This is a genomic window from Streptomyces sp. NPDC031274 (assembly GCF_055570235.1).
Map to the genome: position 1 here is coordinate 68132 of NZ_JBVIHP010000036.1, position 22751 is coordinate 90882.

At 69.9% G+C, this 22751-nt stretch carries 31 protein-coding genes, 1 pseudogene and 1 riboswitch; of the genes and pseudogenes, 18 read left to right on the forward strand and 14 right to left on the reverse strand.

Features of this window, described 5'->3' with window-relative positions; genetic code table 11:
• Window positions 1-4 precede the first annotated feature (4 nt).
• Complete coding sequence (locus tag ACZ5CR_RS39280; protein ID WP_389906541.1) at window positions 5-376, forward strand: fic family toxin-antitoxin system, toxin component; 372 nt, start codon at window positions 5-7, stop codon at window positions 374-376.
• A 123-nt stretch (window positions 377-499) separates the two neighbouring features.
• The gene (locus ACZ5CR_RS39285; RefSeq protein WP_468866856.1) at window positions 500-862 is read left to right on the forward strand and encodes a VOC family protein; all 363 of its coding nucleotides are present in this window, start codon (window positions 500-502) and stop codon (window positions 860-862) included.
• A gap of 34 nt (window positions 863-896) precedes the next feature.
• On the opposite strand, the gene ACZ5CR_RS39290 is transcribed toward ACZ5CR_RS39285, so the two are convergent.
• From ACZ5CR_RS39290 to bioB, 6 genes are all read right to left on the reverse strand, one after another.
• Entirely contained in the window at window positions 897-1568 is a 672-nt protein-coding gene (locus tag ACZ5CR_RS39290) for a class I SAM-dependent methyltransferase (protein WP_468866858.1), read from the reverse strand.
• A 118-nt stretch (window positions 1569-1686) separates the two neighbouring features.
• Window positions 1687-2097: a nuclear transport factor 2-like protein gene (locus tag ACZ5CR_RS39295; protein WP_468866861.1), complete on the reverse strand. Its 411-nt coding sequence runs from the start codon at window positions 2095-2097 to the stop codon at window positions 1687-1689.
• Window positions 2098-2196: 99 nt separating this feature from the next.
• Window positions 2197-2679 carry a winged helix-turn-helix transcriptional regulator gene (locus ACZ5CR_RS39300; protein ID WP_468866863.1) on the reverse strand — a complete coding sequence of 161 codons (483 nt, stop codon included), beginning with the start codon at window positions 2677-2679 and terminating at the stop codon, window positions 2197-2199.
• Between the two features lie 83 nt (window positions 2680-2762).
• Window positions 2763-3515: a dethiobiotin synthase gene (gene bioD, locus ACZ5CR_RS39305; protein ID WP_468866865.1), complete on the reverse strand. Its 753-nt coding sequence runs from the start codon at window positions 3513-3515 to the stop codon at window positions 2763-2765.
• 6 nt (window positions 3516-3521) lie between these two features.
• A complete protein-coding gene (locus ACZ5CR_RS39310; RefSeq protein ID WP_468866867.1) occupies window positions 3522-4829 on the reverse strand; it encodes an adenosylmethionine--8-amino-7-oxononanoate transaminase in 1308 nt (435 codons plus the stop codon).
• On the reverse strand, window positions 4822-6003 hold the full coding sequence (bioB, locus tag ACZ5CR_RS39315) for a biotin synthase BioB (protein ID WP_468866869.1): 1182 nt from the start codon (window positions 6001-6003) through the stop codon (window positions 4822-4824). The genes ACZ5CR_RS39310 and bioB overlap by 8 nt, the downstream gene beginning before the upstream one ends.
• 163 nt (window positions 6004-6166) lie before the next feature.
• On the opposite strand from bioB, the gene ACZ5CR_RS39320 reads away from it, so the two are divergent.
• The gene (locus ACZ5CR_RS39320) at window positions 6167-7309 is read left to right on the forward strand and encodes an 8-amino-7-oxononanoate synthase (RefSeq protein WP_468866871.1); all 1143 of its coding nucleotides are present in this window, start codon (window positions 6167-6169) and stop codon (window positions 7307-7309) included.
• Here ACZ5CR_RS39320 and ACZ5CR_RS39325 read toward each other — a convergent pair whose 3' ends face one another.
• Window positions 7310-7534: a DUF397 domain-containing protein gene (locus tag ACZ5CR_RS39325; RefSeq protein ID WP_468866872.1), complete on the reverse strand. Its 225-nt coding sequence runs from the start codon at window positions 7532-7534 to the stop codon at window positions 7310-7312.
• 9 nt (window positions 7535-7543) lie between these two features.
• Window positions 7544-8404, reverse strand: a complete 861-nt coding sequence (locus ACZ5CR_RS39330) for a helix-turn-helix domain-containing protein (protein WP_468866874.1) — start codon at window positions 8402-8404, stop codon at window positions 7544-7546.
• A 269-nt stretch (window positions 8405-8673) separates the two neighbouring features.
• Between ACZ5CR_RS39330 and ACZ5CR_RS39335 the strand changes: the two genes are divergently transcribed.
• On the forward strand, window positions 8674-9150 hold the full coding sequence (locus tag ACZ5CR_RS39335) for an ATP-binding protein (RefSeq protein ID WP_468866876.1): 477 nt from the start codon (window positions 8674-8676) through the stop codon (window positions 9148-9150).
• An 11-nt stretch (window positions 9151-9161) separates the two neighbouring features.
• On the opposite strand, the gene ACZ5CR_RS39340 is transcribed toward ACZ5CR_RS39335, so the two are convergent.
• The gene (locus ACZ5CR_RS39340; protein WP_468866878.1) at window positions 9162-10073 is read right to left on the reverse strand and encodes a LysR family transcriptional regulator; all 912 of its coding nucleotides are present in this window, start codon (window positions 10071-10073) and stop codon (window positions 9162-9164) included.
• A gap of 150 nt (window positions 10074-10223) precedes the next feature.
• Between ACZ5CR_RS39340 and ACZ5CR_RS39345 the strand changes: the two are divergent.
• Window positions 10224-10358, forward strand: a pseudogene (locus ACZ5CR_RS39345) (LysE family translocator); the annotation flags it as partial.
• Window positions 10359-10405: 47 nt separating this feature from the next.
• Here the strand turns inward: ACZ5CR_RS39345 and ACZ5CR_RS39350 are convergent.
• The 4 genes from ACZ5CR_RS39350 to ACZ5CR_RS39365 all read right to left on the reverse strand — a co-directional run bounded on the left by ACZ5CR_RS39350 (window position 10406) and on the right by ACZ5CR_RS39365 (window position 13084).
• Entirely contained in the window at window positions 10406-10990 is a 585-nt protein-coding gene (locus ACZ5CR_RS39350) for a DUF6328 family protein (RefSeq protein ID WP_468866880.1), read from the reverse strand.
• A gap of 138 nt (window positions 10991-11128) precedes the next feature.
• Window positions 11129-11602 carry a C40 family peptidase gene (locus ACZ5CR_RS39355; RefSeq protein WP_468866883.1) on the reverse strand — a complete coding sequence of 158 codons (474 nt, stop codon included), beginning with the start codon at window positions 11600-11602 and terminating at the stop codon, window positions 11129-11131.
• A 3-nt stretch (window positions 11603-11605) separates the two neighbouring features.
• Window positions 11606-11769: riboswitch (cyclic di-AMP (ydaO/yuaA leader) on the reverse strand.
• 363 nt (window positions 11770-12132) lie between these two features.
• Window positions 12133-12441 (reverse strand): hypothetical protein, encoded by a 309-nt coding sequence (locus ACZ5CR_RS39360; RefSeq protein ID WP_468866885.1) that lies wholly within the window; start codon window positions 12439-12441, stop codon window positions 12133-12135.
• A 7-nt stretch (window positions 12442-12448) separates the two neighbouring features.
• A complete protein-coding gene (locus ACZ5CR_RS39365; RefSeq protein WP_468866887.1) occupies window positions 12449-13084 on the reverse strand; it encodes an ATP-dependent Clp protease proteolytic subunit in 636 nt (211 codons plus the stop codon).
• A 219-nt stretch (window positions 13085-13303) separates the two neighbouring features.
• Between ACZ5CR_RS39365 and ACZ5CR_RS39370 the strand changes: the two genes are divergently transcribed.
• The 12 genes from ACZ5CR_RS39370 to ACZ5CR_RS39425 all read left to right on the forward strand — a co-directional run bounded on the left by ACZ5CR_RS39370 (window position 13304) and on the right by ACZ5CR_RS39425 (window position 20751).
• The gene (locus ACZ5CR_RS39370) at window positions 13304-14830 is read left to right on the forward strand and encodes an amidase (protein ID WP_468866889.1); all 1527 of its coding nucleotides are present in this window, start codon (window positions 13304-13306) and stop codon (window positions 14828-14830) included.
• On the forward strand, window positions 14781-15257 hold the full coding sequence (locus tag ACZ5CR_RS39375; protein ID WP_468866891.1) for a phage holin family protein: 477 nt from the start codon (window positions 14781-14783) through the stop codon (window positions 15255-15257). The genes ACZ5CR_RS39370 and ACZ5CR_RS39375 overlap by 50 nt, the downstream gene beginning before the upstream one ends.
• Window positions 15258-15317: 60 nt before the next feature.
• Window positions 15318-15716, forward strand: a complete 399-nt coding sequence (locus ACZ5CR_RS39380) for a gas vesicle protein GvpO (protein WP_468866892.1) — start codon at window positions 15318-15320, stop codon at window positions 15714-15716.
• A gap of 98 nt (window positions 15717-15814) precedes the next feature.
• Window positions 15815-16240 (forward strand): gas vesicle structural protein GvpA, encoded by a 426-nt coding sequence (locus ACZ5CR_RS39385; protein ID WP_389906559.1) that lies wholly within the window; start codon window positions 15815-15817, stop codon window positions 16238-16240.
• The gene (locus tag ACZ5CR_RS39390) at window positions 16237-17016 is read left to right on the forward strand and encodes a GvpL/GvpF family gas vesicle protein (protein WP_468866895.1); all 780 of its coding nucleotides are present in this window, start codon (window positions 16237-16239) and stop codon (window positions 17014-17016) included. Before ACZ5CR_RS39385 ends, ACZ5CR_RS39390 begins: the two co-directional genes overlap by 4 nt.
• A gap of 4 nt (window positions 17017-17020) precedes the next feature.
• Entirely contained in the window at window positions 17021-17284 is a 264-nt protein-coding gene (locus ACZ5CR_RS39395) for a gas vesicle protein GvpG (protein ID WP_468866898.1), read from the forward strand.
• Window positions 17281-17955 carry a DNA primase gene (locus ACZ5CR_RS39400; RefSeq protein WP_468866899.1) on the forward strand — a complete coding sequence of 225 codons (675 nt, stop codon included), beginning with the start codon at window positions 17281-17283 and terminating at the stop codon, window positions 17953-17955. The genes ACZ5CR_RS39395 and ACZ5CR_RS39400 overlap by 4 nt, the downstream gene beginning before the upstream one ends.
• Complete coding sequence (locus ACZ5CR_RS39405) at window positions 17948-19066, forward strand: SRPBCC family protein (RefSeq protein WP_468866902.1); 1119 nt, start codon at window positions 17948-17950, stop codon at window positions 19064-19066. The genes ACZ5CR_RS39400 and ACZ5CR_RS39405 overlap by 8 nt, the downstream gene beginning before the upstream one ends.
• Complete coding sequence (locus tag ACZ5CR_RS39410; RefSeq protein WP_468866905.1) at window positions 19063-19491, forward strand: gas vesicle protein; 429 nt, start codon at window positions 19063-19065, stop codon at window positions 19489-19491. Before ACZ5CR_RS39405 ends, ACZ5CR_RS39410 begins: the two co-directional genes overlap by 4 nt.
• A complete protein-coding gene (locus ACZ5CR_RS39415) occupies window positions 19488-20276 on the forward strand; it encodes a GvpL/GvpF family gas vesicle protein (RefSeq protein ID WP_468866907.1) in 789 nt (262 codons plus the stop codon). The genes ACZ5CR_RS39410 and ACZ5CR_RS39415 overlap by 4 nt, the downstream gene beginning before the upstream one ends.
• Window positions 20273-20461: a gas vesicle protein gene (locus ACZ5CR_RS39420; protein ID WP_160509195.1), complete on the forward strand. Its 189-nt coding sequence runs from the start codon at window positions 20273-20275 to the stop codon at window positions 20459-20461. The genes ACZ5CR_RS39415 and ACZ5CR_RS39420 overlap by 4 nt, the downstream gene beginning before the upstream one ends.
• Complete coding sequence (locus ACZ5CR_RS39425; RefSeq protein ID WP_468866908.1) at window positions 20458-20751, forward strand: gas vesicle protein K; 294 nt, start codon at window positions 20458-20460, stop codon at window positions 20749-20751. The genes ACZ5CR_RS39420 and ACZ5CR_RS39425 overlap by 4 nt, the downstream gene beginning before the upstream one ends.
• A 24-nt stretch (window positions 20752-20775) precedes the next feature.
• Here ACZ5CR_RS39425 and ACZ5CR_RS39430 read toward each other — a convergent pair whose 3' ends face one another.
• Window positions 20776-21321 carry a type 1 glutamine amidotransferase domain-containing protein gene (locus ACZ5CR_RS39430; RefSeq protein ID WP_468866910.1) on the reverse strand — a complete coding sequence of 182 codons (546 nt, stop codon included), beginning with the start codon at window positions 21319-21321 and terminating at the stop codon, window positions 20776-20778.
• Window positions 21322-21463: 142 nt separating this feature from the next.
• On the opposite strand from ACZ5CR_RS39430, the gene ACZ5CR_RS39435 reads away from it, so the two are divergent.
• Complete coding sequence (locus tag ACZ5CR_RS39435; RefSeq protein ID WP_468866912.1) at window positions 21464-22486, forward strand: Ppx/GppA family phosphatase; 1023 nt, start codon at window positions 21464-21466, stop codon at window positions 22484-22486.
• The last annotated feature ends 265 nt before the right edge of the window (window positions 22487-22751 follow it).

Sequence of the window (22751 nt, forward strand, 5' to 3'; positions counted from 1 at the left end):
GCCTTTGAACCTCAGAATCGATCTTGCCTGGCTGTTGATGATCGCCGAACACAAGACGCCCGGAGACCCGCAGGTGACCGACTGGGGTGCCCTGGTGGCCGCCGTCAGTCGGCACGAGGCGGAGATCTTCGGCGTGCCCGTCTACGAAAGTCCCCACGACCGCGCCGCCGCCCTGCTCCAGGTACTCCTGCACATCCCCGCCCTGGAGCGCTCCAACGCCCTCTTCGCCTCGTCCGTCGCCTACGCCTATCTGGTCGCGAGCGGCATGAAGGTCGTCACCTCGCCCGAGCAGGTACGGGAGCTGGCCCGGCTCGTGAAGGAGGACGGGGCGAGCGTGCACACCATCGCGGAGGAGCTGCGGAGATGGAGTCTTTGACCGTCACCCGGAGCCAGTGCCCGGGTGAGTGAACTCCTGGCCCCCTGAGGTCAGTTCACCCACAACCGATCATGCGGCGAGGATAGGTTCGGTGCGAGAGAGCCGCACCCCAGGAGGACGTCCATGCCTGCCGCCATCCAGCCGATGATCATCACCCCTGAACTCGACCGCCTGTTGCGGTTCTACCAGGAGTTGTTCGGGGCGCGGGAGGTGTCGAGGAGTCCGGAAGAAGGGCCCGCGTTCTTCGTGGACCTGCGCATCGGCGACTCGGAGCTCGGCGTCGTCTCGGACGCGAGCGTGCCGCTCGGCTCGCCGCAGCGCATTCTGCTGAGCGTGGCGGTGGAGGCGGTGGACGACCTCCTCAAGCGGGTGGACGCCCTCGGCGGCGAGGCGCTCGGTCCTGCCAACGACATGCCGTGGGGGCAGCGTGTCGCGCACATCAAGGATCCGGACGGCAACGCGGTCAACCTCACGCAGGCGATCTGACGCCCGGCGCAGGGCGCCCGTAGGTACGGGGGAGTCAGTCGTTCTCGGGCCGCCGGGCCGTACCGAGCACGCAGTACGAAGAGGGCAGCCGCGGGCCTTTCGGGGGCACCAACAGGCTTCGGTACGGGCCGATCTCGAATCCCGCGGCGCGCAGGGCGCCCACCGTGTCGCGGGCGACGTGACAGCCTCCGAAGAGCAAGGGCCAGAGTGTGCGGTCCAGGGCGCGCTGCGCGGTCGCCATCGCCGCGCCCGGAGCCACGCCGTGCTCGAAGAACCGCAGTTCGCCGCCGGGGCGCAGGACGCGCCGAAGCTCTCCGAGGGCGCGGGGCACGTCCCGCACGCTGCACAGCACCAGTGAGGTCACGGCGCCGTCGAAGGCCTCGCTCTTGACGGGCAGCGCCTCGGCGACGCCGGGCACGACGTCGACCGGTACGTCGACCCGTACGGCCGTGGACGCGGCCAGTTGTCGCAGGGTGCGCTCGGGTTCGATGGCCACGACCTCGGACACCGCCGACGGATAGTGCGCGAAGTTCAGACCGTTCCCCGCGCCGACCTCGATCACACGGCCGGAGAGACCGGAGAGAAGCTCCTTGCGGTACGCGGCGATCACCCGCTCGGCGGCCACGCTCTGGCGGGCGTAGAAGCGGGCGAAGACGGGGTGGTGCACGGCGTCCCGGGACGCGGCTTTGGCGGAACGAGGTGACATGGGCCCTCCTCGACGGGGCGAGCGGATACCGGAATGGTGCCCAGGCGGCGCCGCTTTCCCCCACGCGGACGCGTCGGCCCGCATACTGCTCACGTCCGAGCGTGGGACCGCGCGGAGGTCACATCACTGCGTCGGTCTGTAGCGGGCCCGCGGTGATGCGCAGTTCACGGATGCGGATCGTCTCCTCGTCGGCGAGGTAGAAGATGTGCATGAACGGGGCGCGCACCACGCGGTCGGGTTCGGTCTTCTTGGCCATGGTGGCCTCTCCGCGCAGCAGGAGGACGCCGTCGTCCGCTTCCCAGAATTCCAGGATCTCGTGGGTGATGACCAGCGGTCCGTCGATCTTGACGAAGAACGCCTTGATGGCCTCGACGCCCCGGACGTGCGCGGTGCCGAAGAACATGTCGGTGTCCTCGGTCAGCGGCGCGAAGCCTTCATCGAACTCCAACGTGTCGATGGCGTCCATGAACTTCAGGACCCACGCGGGCGCGGGCGCGGTCGTCGCTCGTGCTGTGTTTGCCGTCGTCATGAGTAGTCGTCCTCTCCACGGGTAGCACTGGTAGCGTAACGCTACTAGTTCCACATCGCTACCAGTCGAGTGGCCTACTGGTCCGGCTCGGGCCGAGCCTCAGCCGCTCGCGGAGGCCCCCTTGTCGGCGCCCCCTTCCTGGGCGGGCATGGGGTGAAGGGTGGGGGCCTCTATCGGCTCATGGCAGCTACTGCACGCGAGGTACGGATTGGTCGTGTTGCCGCACGTCGTGTGGACCAGCGGGTGACGCGTGGCATCCCCGTCGGTCGCGTGGGTCTCGGCCCAGCGTGTGATCGCCACGATGGCGGGGACGACGAGTTCACGGGCGCTGTCGGTGAGCTGGTACTCGTACCACGGCTTGTCTGTTCGGTAAGGGCGCTTGGAGAGCAGGCCCAGGTCCGTCAGGCTGGTCAGTCGTGCGGTGAGGATGTTCGCCGAGATGCCGAGTGCTCGTTTGAGTTCCCCGAATCGGCTTGCTCCGAAGAACACCTCCCGCAGGATCTGGTAGTTCCAGCGCTCCGAGATGGCGCTCAGGAACTCCTGCCCGTGCTGGAAGGTGGCGTGGTCCGTCCGGTCGGACATGATTTCTCCCCTCCGGTGGCCCAGTGGTATAAAGTTAGAAGTAGTTCTGAAATGCTACCAGTCCCTGGCCGGGGTGCTGGGCTTCAGTCATCGAGCGGCGACACGTTCACCGCCGTACCCGGCGCCTCCCGCGCCGTGAACGCGGCGCTGTCCCAGACACCCCCCAGCTCCGGCCCCAGCCAGCCCCCGGATCCCGCACGGAAGTCGCTCGGCGCAAGCGTCCCCGCGCCCTGCGGCACCGCACCGAGCAGCGGAGCGCCCGCGGCCTGGGGCAGGTCCGCGAGGTTGCAGCGTGCGGCCAGATCCGGTGTGGTGGGCCAGCTGCCGATCGTCACCCCCAGCGGCTCCAGGCCGCGGGCCCGCAGCGCCTCCGCGGTGAGTGCCGTCGTGTTCAGGGTGCCGAGGCCCGCCGGCGTGACCACCAGGACCGGGGCCGTGAGGAGGCGTGCGGCGTCGGCGAGGGTGGCGCCCTCGTCGTCGTAGCGCACGAGCAGGCCGCCCGCGCCCTCGACCAGGACCAGATCATGTCCGGCCGCCAACTTCTGCGCCGCCTCGGCCACTTCGTACGGCCGGACCGGCGCCATGCCTGCCCGCCGCGCGGCGGTGTTCGGCGCCAACGGCTCCGGAAAGCGGGCCAGTTCGAGGGTGGTGATCCCGTCCCCCGCGAGACGCGTCACCTCTTCCGCGTCGCCAGGCTCACCGGGTGCCACCCCCGTCTGTGCGGGCTTGAGCACCGCGACACTGCGCCCCGCGGCGAGCGCCAGGGCGGCGACGGCGGCTGTCGTGACCGTCTTGCCGATCTCGGTGCCGGTCCCGGACACCACGATGACTGTCATGTCTGCTCAGCCTTCCCTTGCCGCCGCGCACACCGCGCGCCCGATCCGTGCCACGTCGTCGTCGCTCGTGACGAACGGCGGCATCGTGTAGATGAGGTCGCGGAACGGCCGTACCCACACCCCCTCGCGCGTCGCGGCGCGCGTGGCCGCCGCCATGTCCACGTCGTGGTCCAGCTGCACGACGCCGATCGCGCCGAGCACGCGTACGTCCCGTACGCCCGGCAGTCCGGCAGCTTCGGCCAGCGAGCCGCGCAGGCCCGCCTCGATGCGCTTGATCTCGGTCCGCCAGTCCTGCCCGAGCAGCAGCTCGATCGAGGCGCAGGCCACCGCGGTGGCGAGCGGATTGCCCATGAACGTCGGGCCGTGGGCCAGGACAGGCACCTCGCCCCGAGAGATGCCGTCCGCGACCCGCGGCGTGCACAGCGTGGCCGCCAGCGTCAGATAGCCGCCGGTCAGCGCCTTGCCCAGGCACATCACATCGGGCGTGACCCCCGCGTGGTCGGCGGCGAACAGCTCGCCCGTGCGGCCGAACCCCGTGGCGATCTCGTCGAACACGAGCAGCACGTCGTGCTCGTCGCAGGCCTCCCGCAACACCCGCAGATAAGCGGGGGAGTGGAACCGCATACCGCCCGCGCCCTGCACCACGGGCTCCACGATCACTGCGGCGAGCTCGTCGGCGTGGCGTCCGATCATCTCGCGCAGATGGTCGGCGTACGCGTCGTCGTACGCCTCGTAGCCCGCGGGCGGCATGTCCGCGAACACCTGCTGGGGCAGCGCCCCCTGCCACAGCTCGTGCATGCCGCCCTCGGGGTCGCACACCGACATGGGCTGCCAGGTGTCCCCGTGGTAGCCGCCGCGCCAGGTCAGCATCCGCCGCTTGGCCGGGCGGCCCAGGGAACGCCAGTGCTGCAGGCACATCTTGATCGCGACCTCGACCGACACCGAACCGGAGTCCGCGAGGAAGACATGCTCGAGGCCGTCCGGAGACATGTCGACAAGGTGCTTCGCGAGGCGCACGGCGGGCTCATGGGTGAGCCCGCCGAACATGACATGACTCATCCGGTCCAGCTGACCGCGCGCCGCGTCGTTGAGCACGGGGTGGTTGTAGCCGTGGATCGCCGACCACCAGGACGACATGCCGTCGACCAACTCACCCCCGCCGCCCGCGAGACGGAGCCGTACGCCGCTCGCCGACTCGACGACCAGGGGCTCCTGGCGGCCGGGCATGGGGCCGTACGGATGCCACACGTGGCGACGGTCCAGGTCGAGCAGTTCGGGCACGGAGAGGTTGGAGAGGTTGGAAGGGTCAGGCATTGGGCGCCAGATCCGTTCCCGCGCCCCGTCGGCGTACCGCCACCAGATCCGTGCGCGCCTCGGTCTCCGCGGCCTCGGTGGGAGCGGGCGCCGCTTCGGACGAGCCGCACGGCCCGCAGCCGCCCCCGCCGTCCCCGTGCGACCCGCATCCCGCCGCCGCGATCGCGTCCGCGCGGTGCTCCGGCAGCGTCACCGTGCCCGCGCCCTCGACCTCGAATCCGGCGTCCGCGATCATCTCCAGGTCGGTCTTGCCCGCCTGGCCCTCGCTGGTCAGGTAGTCGCCCAGGAAGATCGAGTTGGCGAGGTGCAGGGCCAGGGGCTGCATCGTGCGCAGGTGCACCTCGCGGCCGCCCGCGATGCGCACCTCCACGTCGGGGCAGACGAAGCGGACCATCGCCAGGATGCGCAGGCAGCGCTGCGGCGTGAGGTTCCACTCCTTGGCCAGCGGGGTGCCCTCGAAGGGGATCAGGAAGTTGACCGGCACCGAGTCGGGGTCGAGGTCGCGCAGCGCGTAGACCACGTCCACCAGGTCCTCATCCGTCTCGCCCATGCCCGCGATCAGACCCGAACAGGCGGAGAGGCCCGCGGCCTGCGCCTGCTGCACGGTGTCTACGCGATCGGCGTACGTGTGGGTCGTGGTGATCTGGCCGTACGTCCCCTCGGACGTATTGAGGTTGTGGTTGTACGCGTCCGCGCCCGCCGTGCGCAGTTTGTCCGCCTGCCCCGCGGAGAGCAGCCCGAGGCACGCGCACACCTCGACGTCCTCGTTCTGCTCCTTGATCGCCTCGATGGTCCGCGAGACCCGGTCGACGTCACGGTCGGTCGGTCCGCGGCCGCTCGCGACCAGGCAGACCCGCTTGGCGCCGCCCGCGACCCCGGCCGCCGCGGACTGCGAGGCCTCGTCGGGCTTCAGCCAGGTGTACTTGAGGATGCCCGCCGTCGAGCCGAGGCGCTGCGAACAGTACGAGCAGTCCTCCGGGCAGAGACCTGACTTGAGATTGACCAGATAGTTGAGTTTCACCCGCCGCCCGAACCACTGACGCCGCACCTTCCCGGCGGCGGCCACCACGTCGAGAAGCTCATCGTCGGAGGTGGCCAGCACGGCCAGCGCCTCTTCGCGGGTCGGCAGCTCGCGCCGAAGCCCCTTGTCCACCAGCGTGTTCAGCAGATCCATGGCGCTGATCCTTACGTACGAGAGCCTCCCTTTCCAAGGAGACTTCGCACAACAGAAACGCTGAGAGGTGTGGGTATTGCCACATCCTGGCCCGGTGGCCGGACGGCTAGGGTCTGTGCACTGTCTACAAACCGGCCAGTGATGACGACCCGGAGGAACCGCCATGGCGAGCTCGCCGTTCGACTGGATCGACGAGCAGGCGAGCCTGCGCGCCCGGGCCGGACTCGTCCGCACCCTGCGCCCCCGTCCCGCCGACGCCGGAGGCCTCCTCGACCTGGCGAGCAACGACTATCTGGGCCTCGCCAGACACCCCGTGATCACGGAGGGCGCGGCGGCCGCGGCCCGGCGCTGGGGCGGCGGAGCGACCGGCTCCCGGCTGGTGACCGGCAGCACCGAGCTGCACGCGGAACTCGAGCGTGAACTCGCCGAGTTCTGCGGCTTCGAGGCAGCTCTCGTCCTCTCCTCCGGATACGCGGCGAACCTCGCCGCGGTCACCGCCCTCGCTCCGCACGGCTCGCTGATCGTCTCGGACGCGGGCAACCACGCCTCGCTGATCGACGGCTGCCGCCTGGCGCGCGGTACGACGCAAGTGGTGCCGCACGCCGACCCCGAAGCGGTGCGCAAGACGCTCGACGGGCACGCGGGTCCCGCGGTCGTCGTCTCGGACACGGTCTTCTCGGTCGACGGCGACGCGGCTTCACTGACCGAACTGGATTCCGTTTGTGCGGAGTTCGGTGCCGGTCTCATCGTCGACGACGCCCACGGGCTCGGGGTGCTCGGCGACGGCGGGCGGGGTGCCCCGCAGGCGGCCGGACTCGCGGGCAACGCCCACACGGTGGCCACGGTCACCCTGTCGAAGTCCTTCGGCAGCCAGGGCGGCGCGGTCCTCGGCCCCGCCAAGGTCATCGACCACCTGGTCAACGCGGCCCGCACCTTCATCTTCGACACGGGACTCGCCCCGGCCGCCGTGGGGGCGGCTCTCGCGGCTCTGCGCCTGCTGCGCGGGGAGCCCGAGCGCGCCGCACGGGCTCGCGAGGTCGCGGCCGAACTGCATGAACGCCTCACGGCGGAGGGCCTCTCGGCGGTACGGCCCGATGCCGCCGTCGTCTCCGTGCGCGCGCCGTCGCCGGAAACGGCCGTGCGGTGGGCCGCCGACTGCCGGGGCGCGGGCCTCGTCGTCGGCTGCTTCCGTCCGCCGTCGGTGCCCGACGGCATCTCGCGGCTGCGGCTGACCGCCCGGGCGGATCTCACCGGCGCACAGATCGCCGATGCCGTCCGGGTGATCAGCCGCACCGCACCGCGATAGTCACCGGAGGCCGTGGACGAAGGCCTCCCAGGTGGCGGGCGAGAAAAGCAGGGCGGGCCCTGCCGTGTTCTTCGAATCGCGCACGGCGAGCAGCCCCTGCTTCGGCCCTGAAGCGAGCGGAGCTGTTTCCACGCAGTTGTTCATGCCGTTGCTGCGGCTGCTGCGATGCCACCGTGCGTCGTGCAGAGACGTGCTTGAAGGTACGTGCCGAGGCAGTGCAGTCATGGTGCCCCCTTACGCGCCGTCACATATCCCGGCGATGTGATCCGTTGATTCCTCGGGTGAAAGTGCCTTTCTGCGAAGGGAGTTGAAGGCATCCGTGTACGCCCGGAGGTCCTCTCTCCGTTCGAGGTAGAGGCTACTCGTCAAGTGGTCGAGAACAACCACATCCAGATCAGCAATGTTCGGAAATGAGAAAATAACGAAAGAGCCGATGAGGCCGACGTGCTCCCCTGCGGTGAACGGCAGCACCTGAATCCGCACGTGGGGCAGTTGTGAGGCTTCCAGTAACCGTTTCAACTGGCCCGCGAGGACCTGACTGCCGCCCACCGGCCTGTGGAGCACCGCCTCGTCCAGGACCACGCTCAGGTGCAGCGGAGGAGCCGCGCGCAGCACGTCCTGACGGGCCAGACGCACCTCGACCAGCGCGTCCACCTGCTCGTCCGGCCTTCCGGCGAGCGCTGCCCGCGTCACCGCGCGCGCGTAGTCCGGAGTCTGCAGCAGCCCCGGCACGACGGTGGTCTCCAGGGTGCGGACCCGGCAGGCCTGTGACTCCAGGCTGATGAAGTCGCGGTAGGCGGGCGGCAGCAGCTCGCGGTAGGCATGCCACCAGCGGCGGCGCCCGCCGTCGTCCTCCGGGCCCGCAAGCGCGACCAGTAACTGGCGCAGGTGCGGGTCCTTCACCTCGTACGCCTCGAGCAGCAGGCGTACGTCGGCCGCCTTGGCGCCGCTACGCCCCGTCTCGATCCGGCTGACCTTCGACTGATGCCAGCCGACCCGGTCCGCTGCCTGGCCGCTGGTGAGTCCGGCGTGCGTGCGCAGCGCGCGGAGCTCGGCGCCGAGTTTCCGGCGGCGCACCGCGGGACCGTACCGCATGTCCGTCTCCTTCCCGGCGGAGCCTCTTTCCCGGACTCCTCAGGCCTCTCACCGGCGACAGTAGAGGAAGCGTCGGCCTCTCACCCAAATACGGTCTTCCGTAGCAGAGTTCACCGCTTCGAGCGACAGATATATGCACATCTTGGTGGATGGCCACCTGTGAGCGCCCCGAGAGTGGCAGGCTGGCGCAGAGCACCATTCCGGGACTGTCCTCGTGCCTTCCGTGACGAGTCGGAGCCGAGCCCCGGTGGGAAAGGGACAGCGTCGCCATGGCAGACCTTCAGGAAGCATCCGTCACCCTGCCGAGCGATCCTGCCTCGGTCTCCGCGGCCCGGAAGTACGTCTTGACCGTCCTCACCGAGTGGGGCCTCGCGGACGACACGGAGGCCGCCGACACCGTCCGGCTCATCGTCTCCGAACTCGCCACGAACGCCGTCCAGCACACCCGGGGCCAGTCGCCCACCTTCACGGTGGAGATGGAGCTCGACCGGGAGGAACAACTGCGCATCGGCGTCACCGACAGCCATCCCCGCTACCCCAAGCGGCTGCCCGCCGCGGTCCAGCAGGACAACGGCCGTGGCTTGGTGATCATCCGCTGGCTGACCATGGAGTGCGGCGGCAGGCTGTCGGTCACGCCCACCCCCGAGGGCGGCAAGACGGTCTGGATCGCGCTGCCGTGGACCGCGACGATCCGCGGTGACGCGACAGCGGCCCCCTCGGCTTCGCCCTCACGCTCAACTGGCTGAGCGTTTCGCCCTCACCCCGCCGAGCGTCCGAAGGCCCCCCGGAGCAGCGCCCGGAAGGTGTCCGCCGCGGGGTGTGACCCGTCGGAGCGGTGGACGACCGAGATCGTACGGCGCAGGTTCCCCGGCTCAAGCGGCCTGACCCCCACCGGGGTGACCGCCGTCCGCGCCACCATCTCCGGTACGACGGCGACCCCGAGCCCCGCGCTGACCAGCGCGCACACCAGCGCGTAACTGGGAGTCTCGACCAGGACCGAGGGCGTCGCCCCGGCCCGGACGAGTACGGACTCCACGCCCTGCCGGGGTGGATGCGAAGGCGCCATGCTGATCAGCGGCTGACCGGCAAGATCGCTCAGAGGCAGCCGTGACGAGGTGCTCACGAGCGCGTGGCCGGGCGAGGTCACCAGGACCAACTCCTCGACCAGGATCTGCTCCGCGGACACGGACGCGGGCAGCGGCAGCGCGTCCGCGGGCTCGTAGGTGTGCGTGAGGGCCAGGTCGACCTCGCCCGCTGCCACGGCCGCGACGCCGAGCGGCGGTTCATAGCCCCGGACCGTCAGTTCGATGTCCGGATGGGCGCGGCGGAACGCGGTGAGCGCGGGCGGCATCAGATGGATCCCGGCGGTGGTGAAGGTCCCCACGCGCAGTCTGCCGCCGGACAGGCCCGCGAGCCGGGCCAGTTCGTGGCGGGCCTGCTCCATCTCGTCGAGGACCCGGCGCGCCCGCGCGAGAAGGAGCTCGCCCGCGCCGGTGAGGCGTGCCCCGCGGTGATGCCGGACCAGGAGCGCGGTGCCCGCCTCCCGTTCGAGCTTGGCCAGCTGCTGGGAGAGGGCGGGCACGGTGTAGCCCAGGCGTTCGGCGGCGCGGGTGATCGATCCGGCCTCGGAGACCGCCACCAGTGCGGCGAGCCGCGTCGGGTCGTACATGGAAGTCTCCCGGTGCAGGAGCGTGCGGGAGCCGACGGGCCGTGCGGCCGTGGGGTGCCGTCCGTCGGCGTGGGGGTAAACGCCTGCTTAAGGCAGACCCAGGATATTCCACATACCTGCTGAAGGCAGAACGACGGCAGCCTTGGGGTCGTGGACGCACAACCGGTCACCTTCGCCGGAGTCGCCGCGGGCATGGTCGCCATGCCGGGCGCCGACTTCGCCGTGGTGGTGCGCAACGCCCTCACCTCCCGCCGCGCCGGAGTCGCCTGCGCGATCGGGGCTGCGGAGGACGCGTACGGCCCGTTCGATCGAGGGCGGTACAGGTGTCGCGCTCAGCGTCCTGGGCCTGGTGCTCCTGACCGAGGGCCTGATGGCGTGACGCCGTCCGGCCCGCCGGTGTCGGTGTCGTCGTCATAGTCGCCCTTGCCCGCGCCGCGCACCAGGGCGGGAAGCAGGCCCCAGAGGCCCGCGCACACCACCAGCGTGCCCGCGCTCGCGATGATCCCGCCGGTGCGCCCCACCGCCACGTCCACGACCAGGAGCACGGAACCGGCGAGCGCGAACACCAGGACCACCATGCCGATACCGGCGAGGCGGGACGACACCCGCACGATCCGCGGCTTGGAGTGCTGCCCGAACAGCGACCTGTGCAGGGCGGCCGGCGCGGTGAACAGGGCGGCGGACAGGACGGCGAGCAGCAGTGTGGTGACGTACGTGGCGCGCTGCACCGTGTCGAGCGAGGGGAAGCGCTCGGTGAAGGCGAGCGTCAACAGGAACGCGAAGAGGATCTGCACCCCGGCCTGCGTGACGCGCAGCTCCTGGAGGATCTCAAAGAAGTTGCGGTCGGCGCGCTCGAAGCTCGTCTCGTGGCGCGGCGGCGGGTCGCCCGCGGGGGGAGCGCTGTTGTTTTCGGCCATGGCGCACGAGTATCCGCGTGGACGCCGTCCACGCCCGGCGGACGCGCCGATCAGAGGGCCGGGCGGGGGCGGCCGAGCGGCGGCGGCAGCCGTGAGGCTCCCGCCGCCGTCCGGCAGCTGACGTTCAGTGACGGGTGATCAGCGCACCCTGCCGTACCAGACGCTCTTCGTCCAGATCTTCTCGAGGCGCACCACGGTGTTGGACTTCGGGGCGTGCCAGATCCTGCCCTTTCCGGCGTAGATGCCGACGTGGTAGACGTTCCGGCCGGAGTGGAAGAAGACGAGGTCGCCGCGGGAGCGTTTCGACGCCGAGACGTGGCGGGTCTTGTTGTACTGCTGTGCGGCGGTGCGAGGCAGCTTCTTGCCCGCGCGCTTGAAGGAGTAGAGGGTCAGGCCCGAGCAGTCGAACCTGTGCGGCCCCTTCGCTCCGTAGCGGTACGGCGAGCCTTTCTTTGAGGCAGCGATCTTGAGCGCTTTGGTTCCGTGCGTCGCGGCTTCTGCTTCCGTCGTGAGCCCTGGGCCCACGAGGGTGCCGCCCACGACGGCGAGCGTGAGGACCGATACGGAGCCGGCCCTGGTCAGCAGCGACGGAACATGATTCAGCGCGGTCATGCGCAACCCTTCGTCAGCCGCCTGTGAAGGATGACCTGTCGGATTCGGGCTGGCGAAGTTGCCCGGCCGCGGTGTGCGGCTTCACCCCAAGGGTCGGCGTCCGGACCTTCCGGACCGACCCGTCATGCCTGGGTCCTCCACTCCTGCCGATGCACCGATGTCGACCGGTCATCCGGGTGGCGGCAGGACTCGGCGTCCACCCGGACCGCCCCGCCGCTGTGGCGGGGGCTTGTCGTCGGAAGGGATCTTGACCCGTCAAGGGTGCGAATTCCGAGCCGAAACGGCGTTTTGTGAGGCTCCTCACGCCTGAACCGTTCGGGTGGACAAAGTCTGATTCGGGATCGGGGTGAGGCCCTCGACGATCGTTCGACCAGCACCGGAACGAGGAATTCCGGCCGTCGCGTACACATCTGACGCAACCGCGGACAGCCCGAATGACTACGATCGTCTACGCCGAACGAGGTAGCCCGTTTGGTTCGTTTGAGTCCCGCCCCGGACGGTTCGGACGTCAGGGCCGGGGTGACGGAGGCTCAGGATGCCGACGGGGGCGGCACAGTGACCCGTCCGGCTCGCCGCTCCCCGTCCAGCACACGGAGCGCTCGGGCCAGCGTCGGCGCGTGCACGGCGCTCTCGCCCCGCTGGTGCATGAGTGTCAGGGCGTCCCGCAAGGCGGTCGCGCTGCTCACCAGGGCCTGTGCGGCGCGCAGCCCGCCGTAGGTGTCCGAGGCGCGGGCGGGATTGATCCGGCCGACCAGGTCGACCACTTCGAGGTACCGGTCGATCAACTCGCCCTCGGCGCGGGTGAGCGCGGGCAGCTGAGGAAGCTCGGGCGGCAGCACCGGTGGCTCACCTCGCGTCCGGGGTGCGCAGGGACGATGTGCGGGTCGCGATGATCCGGTCCACCAGGCCGTACTCGACCGCTTCGGAGGCGCTGAGGATCTTGTCGCGCTCGATGTCGGCCGCGACGAGCTCCGGGCTCCGGCCGGTGTGTTGGACGAGCAGCTTCTCCAGCTGCGCCCGGGTGCGCAGGAGTTCGTCGGCCTGGATCGCCAAGTCGGTCGCCTGGCCGTGGATCGGCTCGGCGAGCGAGGGCTGATGGATGAGGATCCGGGCGCCCGGCAGCGCGCATCGCTTGCCGGGGGTGCCCGCGGCAAGCAGGACGGCCGCCGCCGACGCGGCCTGGCCCAGGCAGGCCGTCTCCACGTCGCAGGTGACGAACTGGATCGTGTCGTAGATGGCCGTCATCGCGCTGAACGAGCCGCCGGGAGCGTTGATGTAGAGCGAGATGTCGCGGTCGGGCGCCAAGTATTCGAGGTGCATGAACTGCGCCATCACGTCATTGGCGGAGGTGTCGTCGATCGGCGTCCCGAGGAAGACGATGCGCTCCTCGAGCAGCTTCGAGTAGGGATCGAGGGTCCGCTGCCCCGTGGAGGTGCGGTCGGTGAACTCGGGCAGGACATGGCGGGCGAACGGTCGGTTCATGGCACGTCTCTCCTCTGGCGGGGGTGGCTGCTCCCCAAGGTGTCTGTAAAAAATGTACAGGACGTACGTAACGTCGTGATGGGGAGCATGTTCGAGTGATCCGCCGGAGTCAACAGACGCACCGCGTTTCAGCCGCTCGCTGAGAGCGCATGCCGAGAACGCGGCCACGAACGTCGGCCGCCGACCGCCCCGAAAGCCGCCCCGAGCCGAAAGCGTCGTATGAGCCCTGAAGCCCACCGAGTCCCCGACGCCGGGGAGCTCGTCCACCTCACCGCCCGCGAACTCGCCGCCCGGATCCGCGAGCGCGAACTGTCCGCGCGCGAGGTCGTCCAGGCGCACCTGGACCGGATCGAGCAGGTCAACGGCGCCGTGAACGCCGTGGTGACCCTCTCGGCGGAGCGCGCGCTCGACGAGGCGTACGCCGCCGACGAGCAGGCAGCGCGCGGCGAACCGCTCGGCCCGCTGCACGGGTTGCCCATCGCACACAAGGACACGCACGACACCCGTGGCATCCGGACCACCTACGGGACCCCGCTCCTGGCCGACAACGTCCCGGACCGCGACGAGCTGATCGTCGAGCGCATCCGCGCCGCCGGGGCGATCACCGTCGGCAAGACCAACGTGCCCGAGTTCGCTGCCGGTTCACACACCTTCAACCCGGTCTTCGGTGCCACCCGCAACCCGTACGACCTTCGGCGGTCGGCGGGCGGCAGCAGCGGGGGAGCGGCGGCGGCGCTCGCGTGCGGCATGCACCCGCTGGCCGACGGCAGCGACATGGGCGGCTCTCTGCGCAACCCCGCGTCGTTCTGCAACGTGGTCGGCCTGCGCCCCTCGCCGGGTCGGGTGCCGAGCTGGCCGGACACCGCCCCGTGGTCGACGATGGCCGTGCAGGGGCCGATGGCGCGCACGGTGGCCGACGCGGCCCTGCTGCTGTCCGTCGTCGCCGGGCCCGACCCGCGCTCGCCGATCGCTCTGGAGATGCCGGGGAGCGCGTTCGGCGGATCACTGGAACGGGATCTGAGGGGGCTGCGGATCGCCTGGTCGCCGGACCTGGGGGGAGCGGTGCCGGTCGACCGCGAGGTCACCGAGGCGTTCGCGCCGGCCGTCACGGTCTTCGCTGACCTGGGGTGCTCGGTCGAGGAGGCCTGCCCTGACCTCTCCGGTGCCGACGAGGTGTTCCGGACCTTCCGTGCCTGGCAGTTCCACCTGGCGCTCGGCGAGCTCGTGGAGACCGCGGCCGACCGGATGAAGCCCAGCCTGGTGCGGAACGTACGGCAGGGGCGAACGCTCACCGGTACCGACCTGGAGCGGGCCACCGTGCTGCACGGCGAACTGTTCCACCGGGTGAGGGAGTTCTTCGAGCGGTATGACGCCCTGGTCCTGCCGACCAGCCAAGTGGTGCCCTTTCCGGTGGAGTTGGAGTACCCGGCCGATGTCGACGGAGTGTCGATGTCCGACTACCTGGAATGGATGCGCTCGGCGTACCTGGTGTCCGCGACCGGCAGCCCCGCGCTGTCGGTGCCCGCCGGATTCACCCCGGCCGGACTGCCGGTCGGGATGCAGATCGTCGGGCCGCACCGTGCCGATCTACGGGTCCTGCAGATCGGTCACGCCTTCGAGCGGGCCTCTCGGCACGGCGAGCGCAGGCCGGAGTGGGGCGGCGTTACGCGTTCGGGCGCCCGGGTACTCGGGCGCCATGAATCGCTTGGAGCATCTGGACCATCTGGACAAGAGCCTCGTCGATGAACTGACGCGTGCCGCCCGAGAGGCGGTACGCGACGAGTTGAGAGAGCAGACGCGCAAACAGCGCCGGACGGCGGCGCTGTACGCGGGGGCGGGGGTCGTCGGTCTCTACGCGGGTGCCGCGCTGGCGCTCGCCTTCGGCCTCGCGCTCGCCCTCGGCCTGCCCGACTGGGCGTCCGCGCTGATCACCGCGGTGGTACTGGGCATCGTGGCCTATCTGCTGCGCGGCGCGGCCCGCCCTTCGGCGGCCCGTCCTCCTACTGACGGACCGTCAACTGCCATACCTTCCCGGGCCCCTGGATCCATGTCGCCGCCAACCCCTGAGCAGCCGGTGACGCCGCCGACCCCTGAACGGCCCGTGACGCCGCCGACCGTGGACGCGGCGGACCCGGGCGTGGATCCCGAGATGCCACACCGCTGGGGCCAGTGAGCCGCGACGTCTCACTGTGGATGTTTGGCCAATGGATTACGGGCCACTCGTGAAGAAGAGGTGGCCAACTTGAACACATCGTCAGATCCAGCGAAGAGGAAGACGAGTTCGCAGAACTCGAGGAATTCAACCGAACGCGCGGAGAGCGACAAGAACCATCGCGCGGAGAACGGCAGGGCGAACCGTCGGCCGGGCCCCATGGAGGTGCTGCGCACGGCACGCACCCAGCTCGCCGAACTCACCGGGATGACAGCCGAGTCCGTGTCGTCCTTCGAACAGACCGAGGACGGCTGGACGTTGGAGATCGAGGTCCTGGAACTCACCCGGGTTCCGGACACGATGAGTCTCCTCGCGAGTTACCAGGTGGAGTGCGACCCGCAGGGTGAGCTCCTTGGCTACCGGCGCGTCCGCCGCTACGAACGCGGGCGCGCCGACTCGCCCAAGCCCGGCGGCCGCTGAAGCCGTCCCGCGCGGGATTCCGCAGTTCTTCGCACAGAGCGGCTCCTCCACGGAGCGGCTCTTTCCCCAGACTTCCCAGACAAGGAGGGCCGGTCGGCATGACCGTTGTACCTGCACAGCAATCGGGTGGGTCGGGAGGCACCAGTGGCCTCTACGACGTCCTGGAGCTCGTCCTTGACCGCGGGCTCGTCATCGATGCCTTTGTGCGTGTCTCGCTCGTCGGCATCGAGATCCTGAAGATCGATGTGCGTGTGGTCGTCGCCAGCGTCGACACCTATCTGCGCTTCGCCGAGGCGTGCAACCGCCTCGACCTGGAGGCCGGGCCGCACAGGGATCCCGGACTCCCCGACCTCGTGGGCGAGATGACCGAATCCGGTGCGCGCGGCAAGTCCAAGGGCGCGCTGTCCGGTGCCGCGGAGACCATCTCCGACGCGTTCAAGCAGTCCCGTGAAGAGGGCCAGTCGGAGCCCCGCCCGCGCGCACGCAAGAGCACGTCCGCGCGCAGGAAGGAGGAGCAGGAATGAGTACGTACGTCTATGGCATCACCGAGAGTTCGCACCCCTCGCTCCCCGAAGGGATGGGCGGCGTGGGAAAGCCGGCGCGCCCCGTGCGCGTCATCAAGGAAGGCGACCTCGCTGCCATTGTCAGCGACGCGCCCGAAGGGCTGCGCGCAAAGCGCAACGACCTGTTGGCCCATCAGAACGTGCTGAACGAGGCGGGCGCGGCAGGTCCGGTCCTCCCCATGCGGTTCGGAAACATCGCCCCGGACGACACGGCCGTCGCGAGCGTGCTCGCGGAACGCGCCGAGCACTACCGGGAGCGGATCACGACGCTGGCGGGCAAGGTCGAGTACAACGTCAAGGCCAGTCACGACGAACAGGCCGCCCTGCACCGTGTGATGGCCGACAACCCCGAAGTCCAGAATCTCGCCGAGGCCAACCGGCAATCGGGTGGCGGCAGTTACGACCAGAAGCTGCAGCTCGGCGAGATGGTGGTGGCCGCGCTCCAGAGCCGGGAGGCCGAGGACGCGGTGGAACTGCACCGCATCCTTGAGCCGACGGCGCACGCCGTCAGCGTGGGCCCCGAGTCCACGGGATGGCTGGCCAATCTGTCGCTACTGGTGGAGCGCGATTCGGCCGGGGCGTTCCTCGACGCCGTCGAGGAGGCCCGCAAGAGCCATCCGCACGTCGAACTGCGCGTCAACGGCCCGCTGCCGCCCTACAGCTTCGTGGAGCCCGGGCCCTCCGAGCCGGCGGGAGCCACGCCGGAGGCCATGGGCTCGCAGAGCGGCCGGGAGTAAGCGCATGGGACTGATCGGCGAAGTCCTGATGCTGCCGTTCGCACCCGTGCGCGGCGGCCTCTGGGCGGTGAGCCAGGTACTCGCCGAGGCCGAGCGCCTCTACTACGACCCGGCCACCGTCCGCTCCGAACTCGCCCTTCTCGAGCAGCGGCTCGAGTCGGGGGAGATCGGCGAGGAGGAATTCGACAGCCAGGAGGACGAGTTGCTCGACCGACTGGAAATAGGCCTGCGCACCGGCGCGGGAACCGACAACGGGACCACACGATGAATCGACTTGGATTGGGCCTCGCCGTAGGGGCCGGATACGTCCTGGGACGTACGAAGAAGATGAAGCTGGCCTTCGCGGTCGGCACCATGGTGGCCGGCAAGCGGATGAATCTCAGCCCGCGTGCCCTTGGGGACCTGCTGTCCCAACAGCTGCAGAACAACCCGCAGTTCAAGGAGATCGGCGACCAGCTGCGCGGGGACCTGCGCGGGGTCGGCAAGGCCGCCACCGGAGCACTGGTCGAGCGGCAGATCTCGGGCCTCGCCGACCGGCTGCACGGACGTACGGCGGATGTGCGGGACCAACTGGACGGCGTGACACCGGACATACCGGGACGCGGCAGCGAGGACGAGGCCGAGGAACCGGACGACGCGTACGAGGAGTACGACGACCAGGACGACCGGGACCACGAAGAGTCCGCGGAGGCGGAGCGCGAGGAGACCGAGGAGCCCGAGGAGGCCGAGGAGAAGACCCGGCCGCGGAAGAAGGCGCCCGAGCAGCGGGCCGCCCCCAAGAAGGCCCCGGCCAAGAAGAGCCCCGCCCGTAAGACGGCGACCCAGAAGAGCCCGGCCAGAAAGACGGCGAAGAAGGCTCCCGCCAGGGCCGCGGCGAAGACGTCCGCGCGCCGCGCCACCGGAGCCCGGGTGCCGAAGGAGGGCAGTCGTGATGAGTGACACCCTGAAGTCCGCGAAGAACGGGGCGAAGGAGAATCCGCTCGCCGGCATCGCGCAGAGCGAAGCCGCCGACCGGCTCAAGTCAGAGGTCCAGGAGTATCTCGGTGCCCAGGCCCAGCGTCTGCTGGTCGGAGTGGGCCACAAGCTCGGTGAGACGACGGGCAAGCTCAACGACATCGCCGAGGGCAACAGTCCGGGCTTCGCCAAGCTGGCCCTCGACGGCGGACGCAAGATGGCCGAGGGCAAGGGCCCGGTGCGGTCCGCCATCGAGGTCGGTGCGGGCAGGGCCAAGGACAGTGTGGTCGGCGCCTTCAAGAACATGACCGGCGGCAAGGGGCGCCGGAAGGGCGGGGCCGGCAAGAAGCCGACGGTCATCATGGAGTTCGTGGACGTCGGCGTGCCGCTGCGCACGGCGTACGACCAGTGGACCCAGTACCAGGAGTTCAGCACCTTCGCCAAGGGCGTCAAGAGCGCGAACCGCGCCGACGACACCACCTCCGACTGGCAGGCCAAGGTCTTCTGGTCCAACCGGAGTTGGAAGGCCCACACCACCGAGCAGGTGGCGGACGACCGGATCGCCTGGACCTCGGAGGGCGCGAAGGGCACGACGAAGGGCGTCGTCTCCTTCCACTCGCTGGCCGAGAACCTCACGCGCGTCCTGCTGGTCCTGGAGTACTACCCGAAGGGGCTCTTCGAGAAGACCGGCAACATCTGGCGCGCGCAGGGCCGCCGGGCACGGCTGGACCTGAAGAACTTCGCACGGTTCATCACCATCAAGGGTGAGGCGGAGGACGGCTGGCGCGGCGAGATCCGCGACGGTGAGGTCGTCCAGAGCCATGAGGACGCGCTCGAGGAGGAGCAGGGCGAGGAGAACGAGGCGGGCGAATCGGAGGACGTCGCCGAGGACGAGTACGAGAGCGACGACGAGGAACGGCCCGAGGGGTCCGAGGAGCCTGAGGAGTCCTACGAGGACGAGCAAGACGAGGAGGACGAGGAGGACGAAGGCGCGGACGAGGCGCGGTACGAGGAAGACGAGGCTGAAGAGGACGAGGGCGAAGAGGACGAGGCGAAGTACGACGAAGAGCCCGCTGTGAGCGGGAGTCGCCGATGACGATGCCGAGCCGGATGCCCGAGCCGTACGGGCAGGGCGGCGGCGCGAACCTCGCCGACATCCTGGAGAGAGTGCTCGACAAGGGTGTCGTGATCGCCGGGGACATCCGGATCAACCTGCTCGACATCGAACTGTTGACCATCAAGCTGCGGCTCATCGTCGCCTCCGTCGACAAGGCGAAGGAGATGGGGATCGACTGGTGGGAGGACGACCCCGCACTGTCCTCAGGTGCGCGCCGCAATGAACTCGCCCGTGAGAACGCCGAGTTGCGTGCTCAGGTTGCCGAACTGGAGCAAGGCGCGACGGAGCGACGCACGGTGGAGCGAGGGAAGACGGAACAGAGTAGGACGGAACAGAGTAAGACGGTGCAGGGCAAGACAGCGCAAGGCAGGGCGAAGCGGAGCAGCGCGGAGGAGAGCACATGAGTGGACTGCGGTACGTCTACGCCATCTGCCGTCCCTTCGACGCGGCGCTCCAGACCCAGGTGACCGGGGTGGACGGCGCGCCCCCCGGTCAGCTGCCGCACCACGGCCTGATCGCCGTGGTCGGCACCGTGCCGGAGCGGGACTTCGCGGAAGAGCCGCTCCGGCGTCACCTGGAGGATCTTGACTGGCTGAGCGCGACCGCGCGCGCCCACCAGGCCGTGATCGACGCGCTCACCGCGGTCACCACTCCGCTGCCGCTGCGGCTCGCCACCGTGTTCCGGGACGACGCGGGTGTGCGGGCGATGATGGAGGAGCGGGAGGACACGTTCCACCGGACGCTCGACCGACTCGACGGCCGTGTGGAATGGGGCGTCAAGATCCATGCCGACGCCGAGGCGACCCGCCCGGCCGAGGAGCCGGAGAAGGCCGCGACGGGGCGGGACTACCTGCGCCAGCGCCGACAGCGCAACAGGGCTCATGAAGAGATGTGGCAGAGCGCCGAGAAGTTCGCGGACCGGCTGCACGACATGCTCCGCGGGTACGCGGAGGATGCCCGACTGCACGCGCCTCAGAACTCCGCGCTTTCCCGGGAATCGGGCCGCAACGTACTCAATGCGTCCTATCTGGTGCCGCGTTCGGACTCGGAGGCCTTCGTGGAACTGGTGCAAGGCGTCCAGGGCGAGGGGGCCGGAATGCGCGTGGAGCTCACCGGGCCGTGGGCCGCGTACTCCTTCGCGGGCCTGGAAGCCGACGGGGACGGCGTAGCGGGGGAGGCGGGACTGTGACAGTCGTCGAACGCCGGGAGGTCGCCCTGGTCGACCTGCTCGACCGGTTGCTCGCGGGCGGGGTCGTCATCACCGGGGACCTCACCTTGCGCATCGCGGACGTCGATCTGGTCCGTATCGACCTGAACGCACTCATCAGCTCGGTGAACGAGCAAGTCCCCTCACCCTTCGAGGAGTTGCTGTGAGCGAGCGGGCAACGGGGAAGAACCGTCTCGAACTCGAACCGGACACGGTGGAACGCGACCTGATCAAACTCGTTCTGACCGTCGTGGAACTGCTGCGCCAGCTCATGGAGCGGCAGGCCGTGCGCCGGTTCGACACCGGGGAGCTCGACGAGGACCAGGAGGAGCGCATCGGGCTCACGCTGATGCTCCTCGACGACCGTATGGCCGAACTGCGCGAGCGCTACGGCTTGCGGCCCGAGGACCTGAATCTGGACCTCGGGCCGCTGGGGCCGCTGCTCCCGAGGGAGTAGCCCCTCTCGGCCGCCGGTCTGTGCTCAGGAGGCGGTCGGCTTCGCGAACTCCGCCAGGAACGCCTCACAGAACGCCTTCAGGTCGTCCGGCTTGCGGCTTGTGATGAGCGTGTTGGGCCCGTCGTCGCAGATCTTCACCTGCTCGTCCACCCAGGTGCCGCCGGCATTGCGGATGTCCGTGCGCAGGCTCGGGAACGAGGTGAGTCCCCGGCCGGAGACGACGTCCGCCTCGACGAGGACCCACGGGGCATGGCAGATGGCGGCGACCGGACGGCCGCTGTCGAAGAAGCCGCGTACGAAGGACACCGCACTTTCGTCGAGGCGCAGGGCGTCCGGGTTGGCCACGCCGCCCGGCAGGACGAGCCCGTCGAAGGAGTCGGCGGACACCTCACCGACGACCTTGTCCACGGGGAACGTGTCGGCCTTGTCGAGATGGTCGAAGGCCTGGATGCGGCCCGGCTCCGTCGACACGAGGACGGGCTCGCCGCCCGCGTCGGTCACCGCCTTCCAGGGGTCGGTGAGTTCGATCTGCTCGACGCCCTCCGGCGCCATCAGGAATGCGACACGCATGGTTGCTCACTCTCCTCGCGGGCCCCGGACGGTCACGTCCGTGGCGCGTTGCATGGTCGGATCACCGGTTCCCTGGTCCCACCAAGGTCAACCAAAATGGTCACCGTGACTGACCTGTGGCCAAATGGGTACTCAGAGTCACATGCGAATGAGTGTGATGGATGTGGGCGCCAACGCGGTCCGGCTGGTCGTCGTGGACGCCGAGGGCGGTGTGCCGTTGCCGGTCCACACCGCCAAGTGGAAGGTGAGACTCTCCGAGGAGGTTGGGCCGAGCGGAGTGATCCCCGAGGAATGCGTGGGGCAGCTCGTCACGGCGGTCACCGCCGCCGCCAAGACCGCCCGGCGGTGGGGCTCGGCCGAGCCGCTGGCCTTCGCGACGACGGTCGTACGCAGCGCGCCCAACCGTCTTGACGTGCTGCGGACCGTGGGCGAGGAGACCGGCGTACGGCTGTGCACGCTGCCCGGCGAGGTGGAGGCCGAGCTCACCTTCCTCGGGGCCCGCCGGTGGATGGGCTGGCGGGCCGGACCGCTCGCCCTCTTCGACATCGGCGGCGGTTCGCTCGAGGTGGCCTTCGGGCGCGGGCGGCTGCCGGATTACGTGGCTTCGCTGCCTCTCGGCGCGCGCAGGCTGAGCCGGGAGTTCTTCGACGGCGAGGATCCGCCGAGCGAGCAGAGCGTGAAGGAGCTACGGCGCAAGGTGCGCCACCAGCTGCGGGACGTCGCCGCACGGATCCGCTGGGAGGGTCCGCGCACCGCGGTGGCGACGTCACGGACGTTCCAGCAACTGGCGCGACTTGGAGGTGCGGCACCCGGTCGCCACGGGCCTTTCATGGCACGTCAGTTGAGCCGCGCGGACCTGCGCGAGTGCCGCGACCGGCTCGCCAAACTGCCGGCGGCCGAACGGGCCGGGCTGCCGGGGGTCTCGGCACCACGGGCGGTGCAGAGCCTGGCCGGGGCGATCGTGGGGCACACGGCGATGAAGCTGACGGGCGTGAAGGCGGTCACCATCTGCCCCTGGGCCATCCGTGAGGGCGTCCTGCTGCGGCACATGGAGGACGGCGGGGCGTGGTGGGCGGAGGCCAGCGCGCGGGAGGAGATGGCGGGACCGGTGGTGCGGCCGGCGGCGGGGCCGGTGGCGCTGCGGATCGCGGCTCTGCAGAACTGAGGCGCGGCTCTGCGGAATTACCGGCGCTCTGCGGAACGGGGTCGCGGCTCTACGGAACTGTCGCCGCCCTGCGGAGCGGGGGGCGCGGCGCTACGGACCTGTCGCCGCCCTGCAGAACAGGGGGCGCGGCTCCACGGAACTCTCGCGACCCTGCGCAACAGAGGCGCGGTCCCCATTACCTTCTTCGTAGCCCCGCAATGGGGTTACCGGCCTTCGGAGTTGGCATGACTACCTCCCCTTGTCGAACGGATGGCCTGGGGGGTGA

Bases quoted from the DNA above. Each gene is read 5' to 3' on its own strand.
- ACZ5CR_RS39400 (WP_468866899.1), top strand. From the start codon at position 17,281: ATGAATCGACTTGGATTGGGCCTCGCCGTAGGGGCCGGATACGTCCTG.
- ACZ5CR_RS39365 (WP_468866887.1), bottom strand. From the start codon at position 13,084: ATGAACCGACCGTTCGCCCGCCATGTCCTGCCCGAGTTCACCGACCGC.
- ACZ5CR_RS39390 (WP_468866895.1), top strand. From the start codon at position 16,237: ATGAGTACGTACGTCTATGGCATCACCGAGAGTTCGCACCCCTCGCTC.
- ACZ5CR_RS39415 (WP_468866907.1), top strand. From the start codon at position 19,488: ATGAGTGGACTGCGGTACGTCTACGCCATCTGCCGTCCCTTCGACGCG.
- ACZ5CR_RS39300 (WP_468866863.1), bottom strand. From the start codon at position 2,679: ATGTCCGACCGGACGGACCACGCCACCTTCCAGCACGGGCAGGAGTTC.
- ACZ5CR_RS39370 (WP_468866889.1), top strand. From the start codon at position 13,304: ATGAGCCCTGAAGCCCACCGAGTCCCCGACGCCGGGGAGCTCGTCCAC.
- ACZ5CR_RS39435 (WP_468866912.1), top strand. From the start codon at position 21,464: ATGCGAATGAGTGTGATGGATGTGGGCGCCAACGCGGTCCGGCTGGTC.
- bioB (WP_468866869.1), bottom strand. From the start codon at position 6,003: ATGGATCTGCTGAACACGCTGGTGGACAAGGGGCTTCGGCGCGAGCTG.
- bioD (WP_468866865.1), bottom strand. From the start codon at position 3,515: ATGACAGTCATCGTGGTGTCCGGGACCGGCACCGAGATCGGCAAGACG.
- ACZ5CR_RS39310 (WP_468866867.1), bottom strand. From the start codon at position 4,829: ATGCCTGACCCTTCCAACCTCTCCAACCTCTCCGTGCCCGAACTGCTC.
- ACZ5CR_RS39340 (WP_468866878.1), bottom strand. From the start codon at position 10,073: ATGTACGACCCGACGCGGCTCGCCGCACTGGTGGCGGTCTCCGAGGCC.
- ACZ5CR_RS39385 (WP_389906559.1), top strand. From the start codon at position 15,815: ATGACCGTTGTACCTGCACAGCAATCGGGTGGGTCGGGAGGCACCAGT.
- ACZ5CR_RS39355 (WP_468866883.1), bottom strand. From the start codon at position 11,602: ATGACCGCGCTGAATCATGTTCCGTCGCTGCTGACCAGGGCCGGCTCC.
- ACZ5CR_RS39290 (WP_468866858.1), bottom strand. From the start codon at position 1,568: ATGTCACCTCGTTCCGCCAAAGCCGCGTCCCGGGACGCCGTGCACCAC.
- ACZ5CR_RS39295 (WP_468866861.1), bottom strand. From the start codon at position 2,097: ATGACGACGGCAAACACAGCACGAGCGACGACCGCGCCCGCGCCCGCG.
- ACZ5CR_RS39430 (WP_468866910.1), bottom strand. From the start codon at position 21,321: ATGCGTGTCGCATTCCTGATGGCGCCGGAGGGCGTCGAGCAGATCGAA.
- ACZ5CR_RS39350 (WP_468866880.1), bottom strand. From the start codon at position 10,990: ATGGCCGAAAACAACAGCGCTCCCCCCGCGGGCGACCCGCCGCCGCGC.
- ACZ5CR_RS39395 (WP_468866898.1), top strand. From the start codon at position 17,021: ATGGGACTGATCGGCGAAGTCCTGATGCTGCCGTTCGCACCCGTGCGC.
- ACZ5CR_RS39405 (WP_468866902.1), top strand. From the start codon at position 17,948: ATGAGTGACACCCTGAAGTCCGCGAAGAACGGGGCGAAGGAGAATCCG.
- ACZ5CR_RS39410 (WP_468866905.1), top strand. From the start codon at position 19,063: ATGACGATGCCGAGCCGGATGCCCGAGCCGTACGGGCAGGGCGGCGGC.
- ACZ5CR_RS39325 (WP_468866872.1), bottom strand. From the start codon at position 7,534: ATGACTGCACTGCCTCGGCACGTACCTTCAAGCACGTCTCTGCACGAC.
- ACZ5CR_RS39330 (WP_468866874.1), bottom strand. From the start codon at position 8,404: ATGCGGTACGGTCCCGCGGTGCGCCGCCGGAAACTCGGCGCCGAGCTC.
- ACZ5CR_RS39320 (WP_468866871.1), top strand. From the start codon at position 6,167: ATGGCGAGCTCGCCGTTCGACTGGATCGACGAGCAGGCGAGCCTGCGC.
- ACZ5CR_RS39335 (WP_468866876.1), top strand. From the start codon at position 8,674: ATGGCAGACCTTCAGGAAGCATCCGTCACCCTGCCGAGCGATCCTGCC.
- ACZ5CR_RS39375 (WP_468866891.1), top strand. From the start codon at position 14,781: ATGAATCGCTTGGAGCATCTGGACCATCTGGACAAGAGCCTCGTCGAT.
- ACZ5CR_RS39285 (WP_468866856.1), top strand. From the start codon at position 500: ATGCCTGCCGCCATCCAGCCGATGATCATCACCCCTGAACTCGACCGC.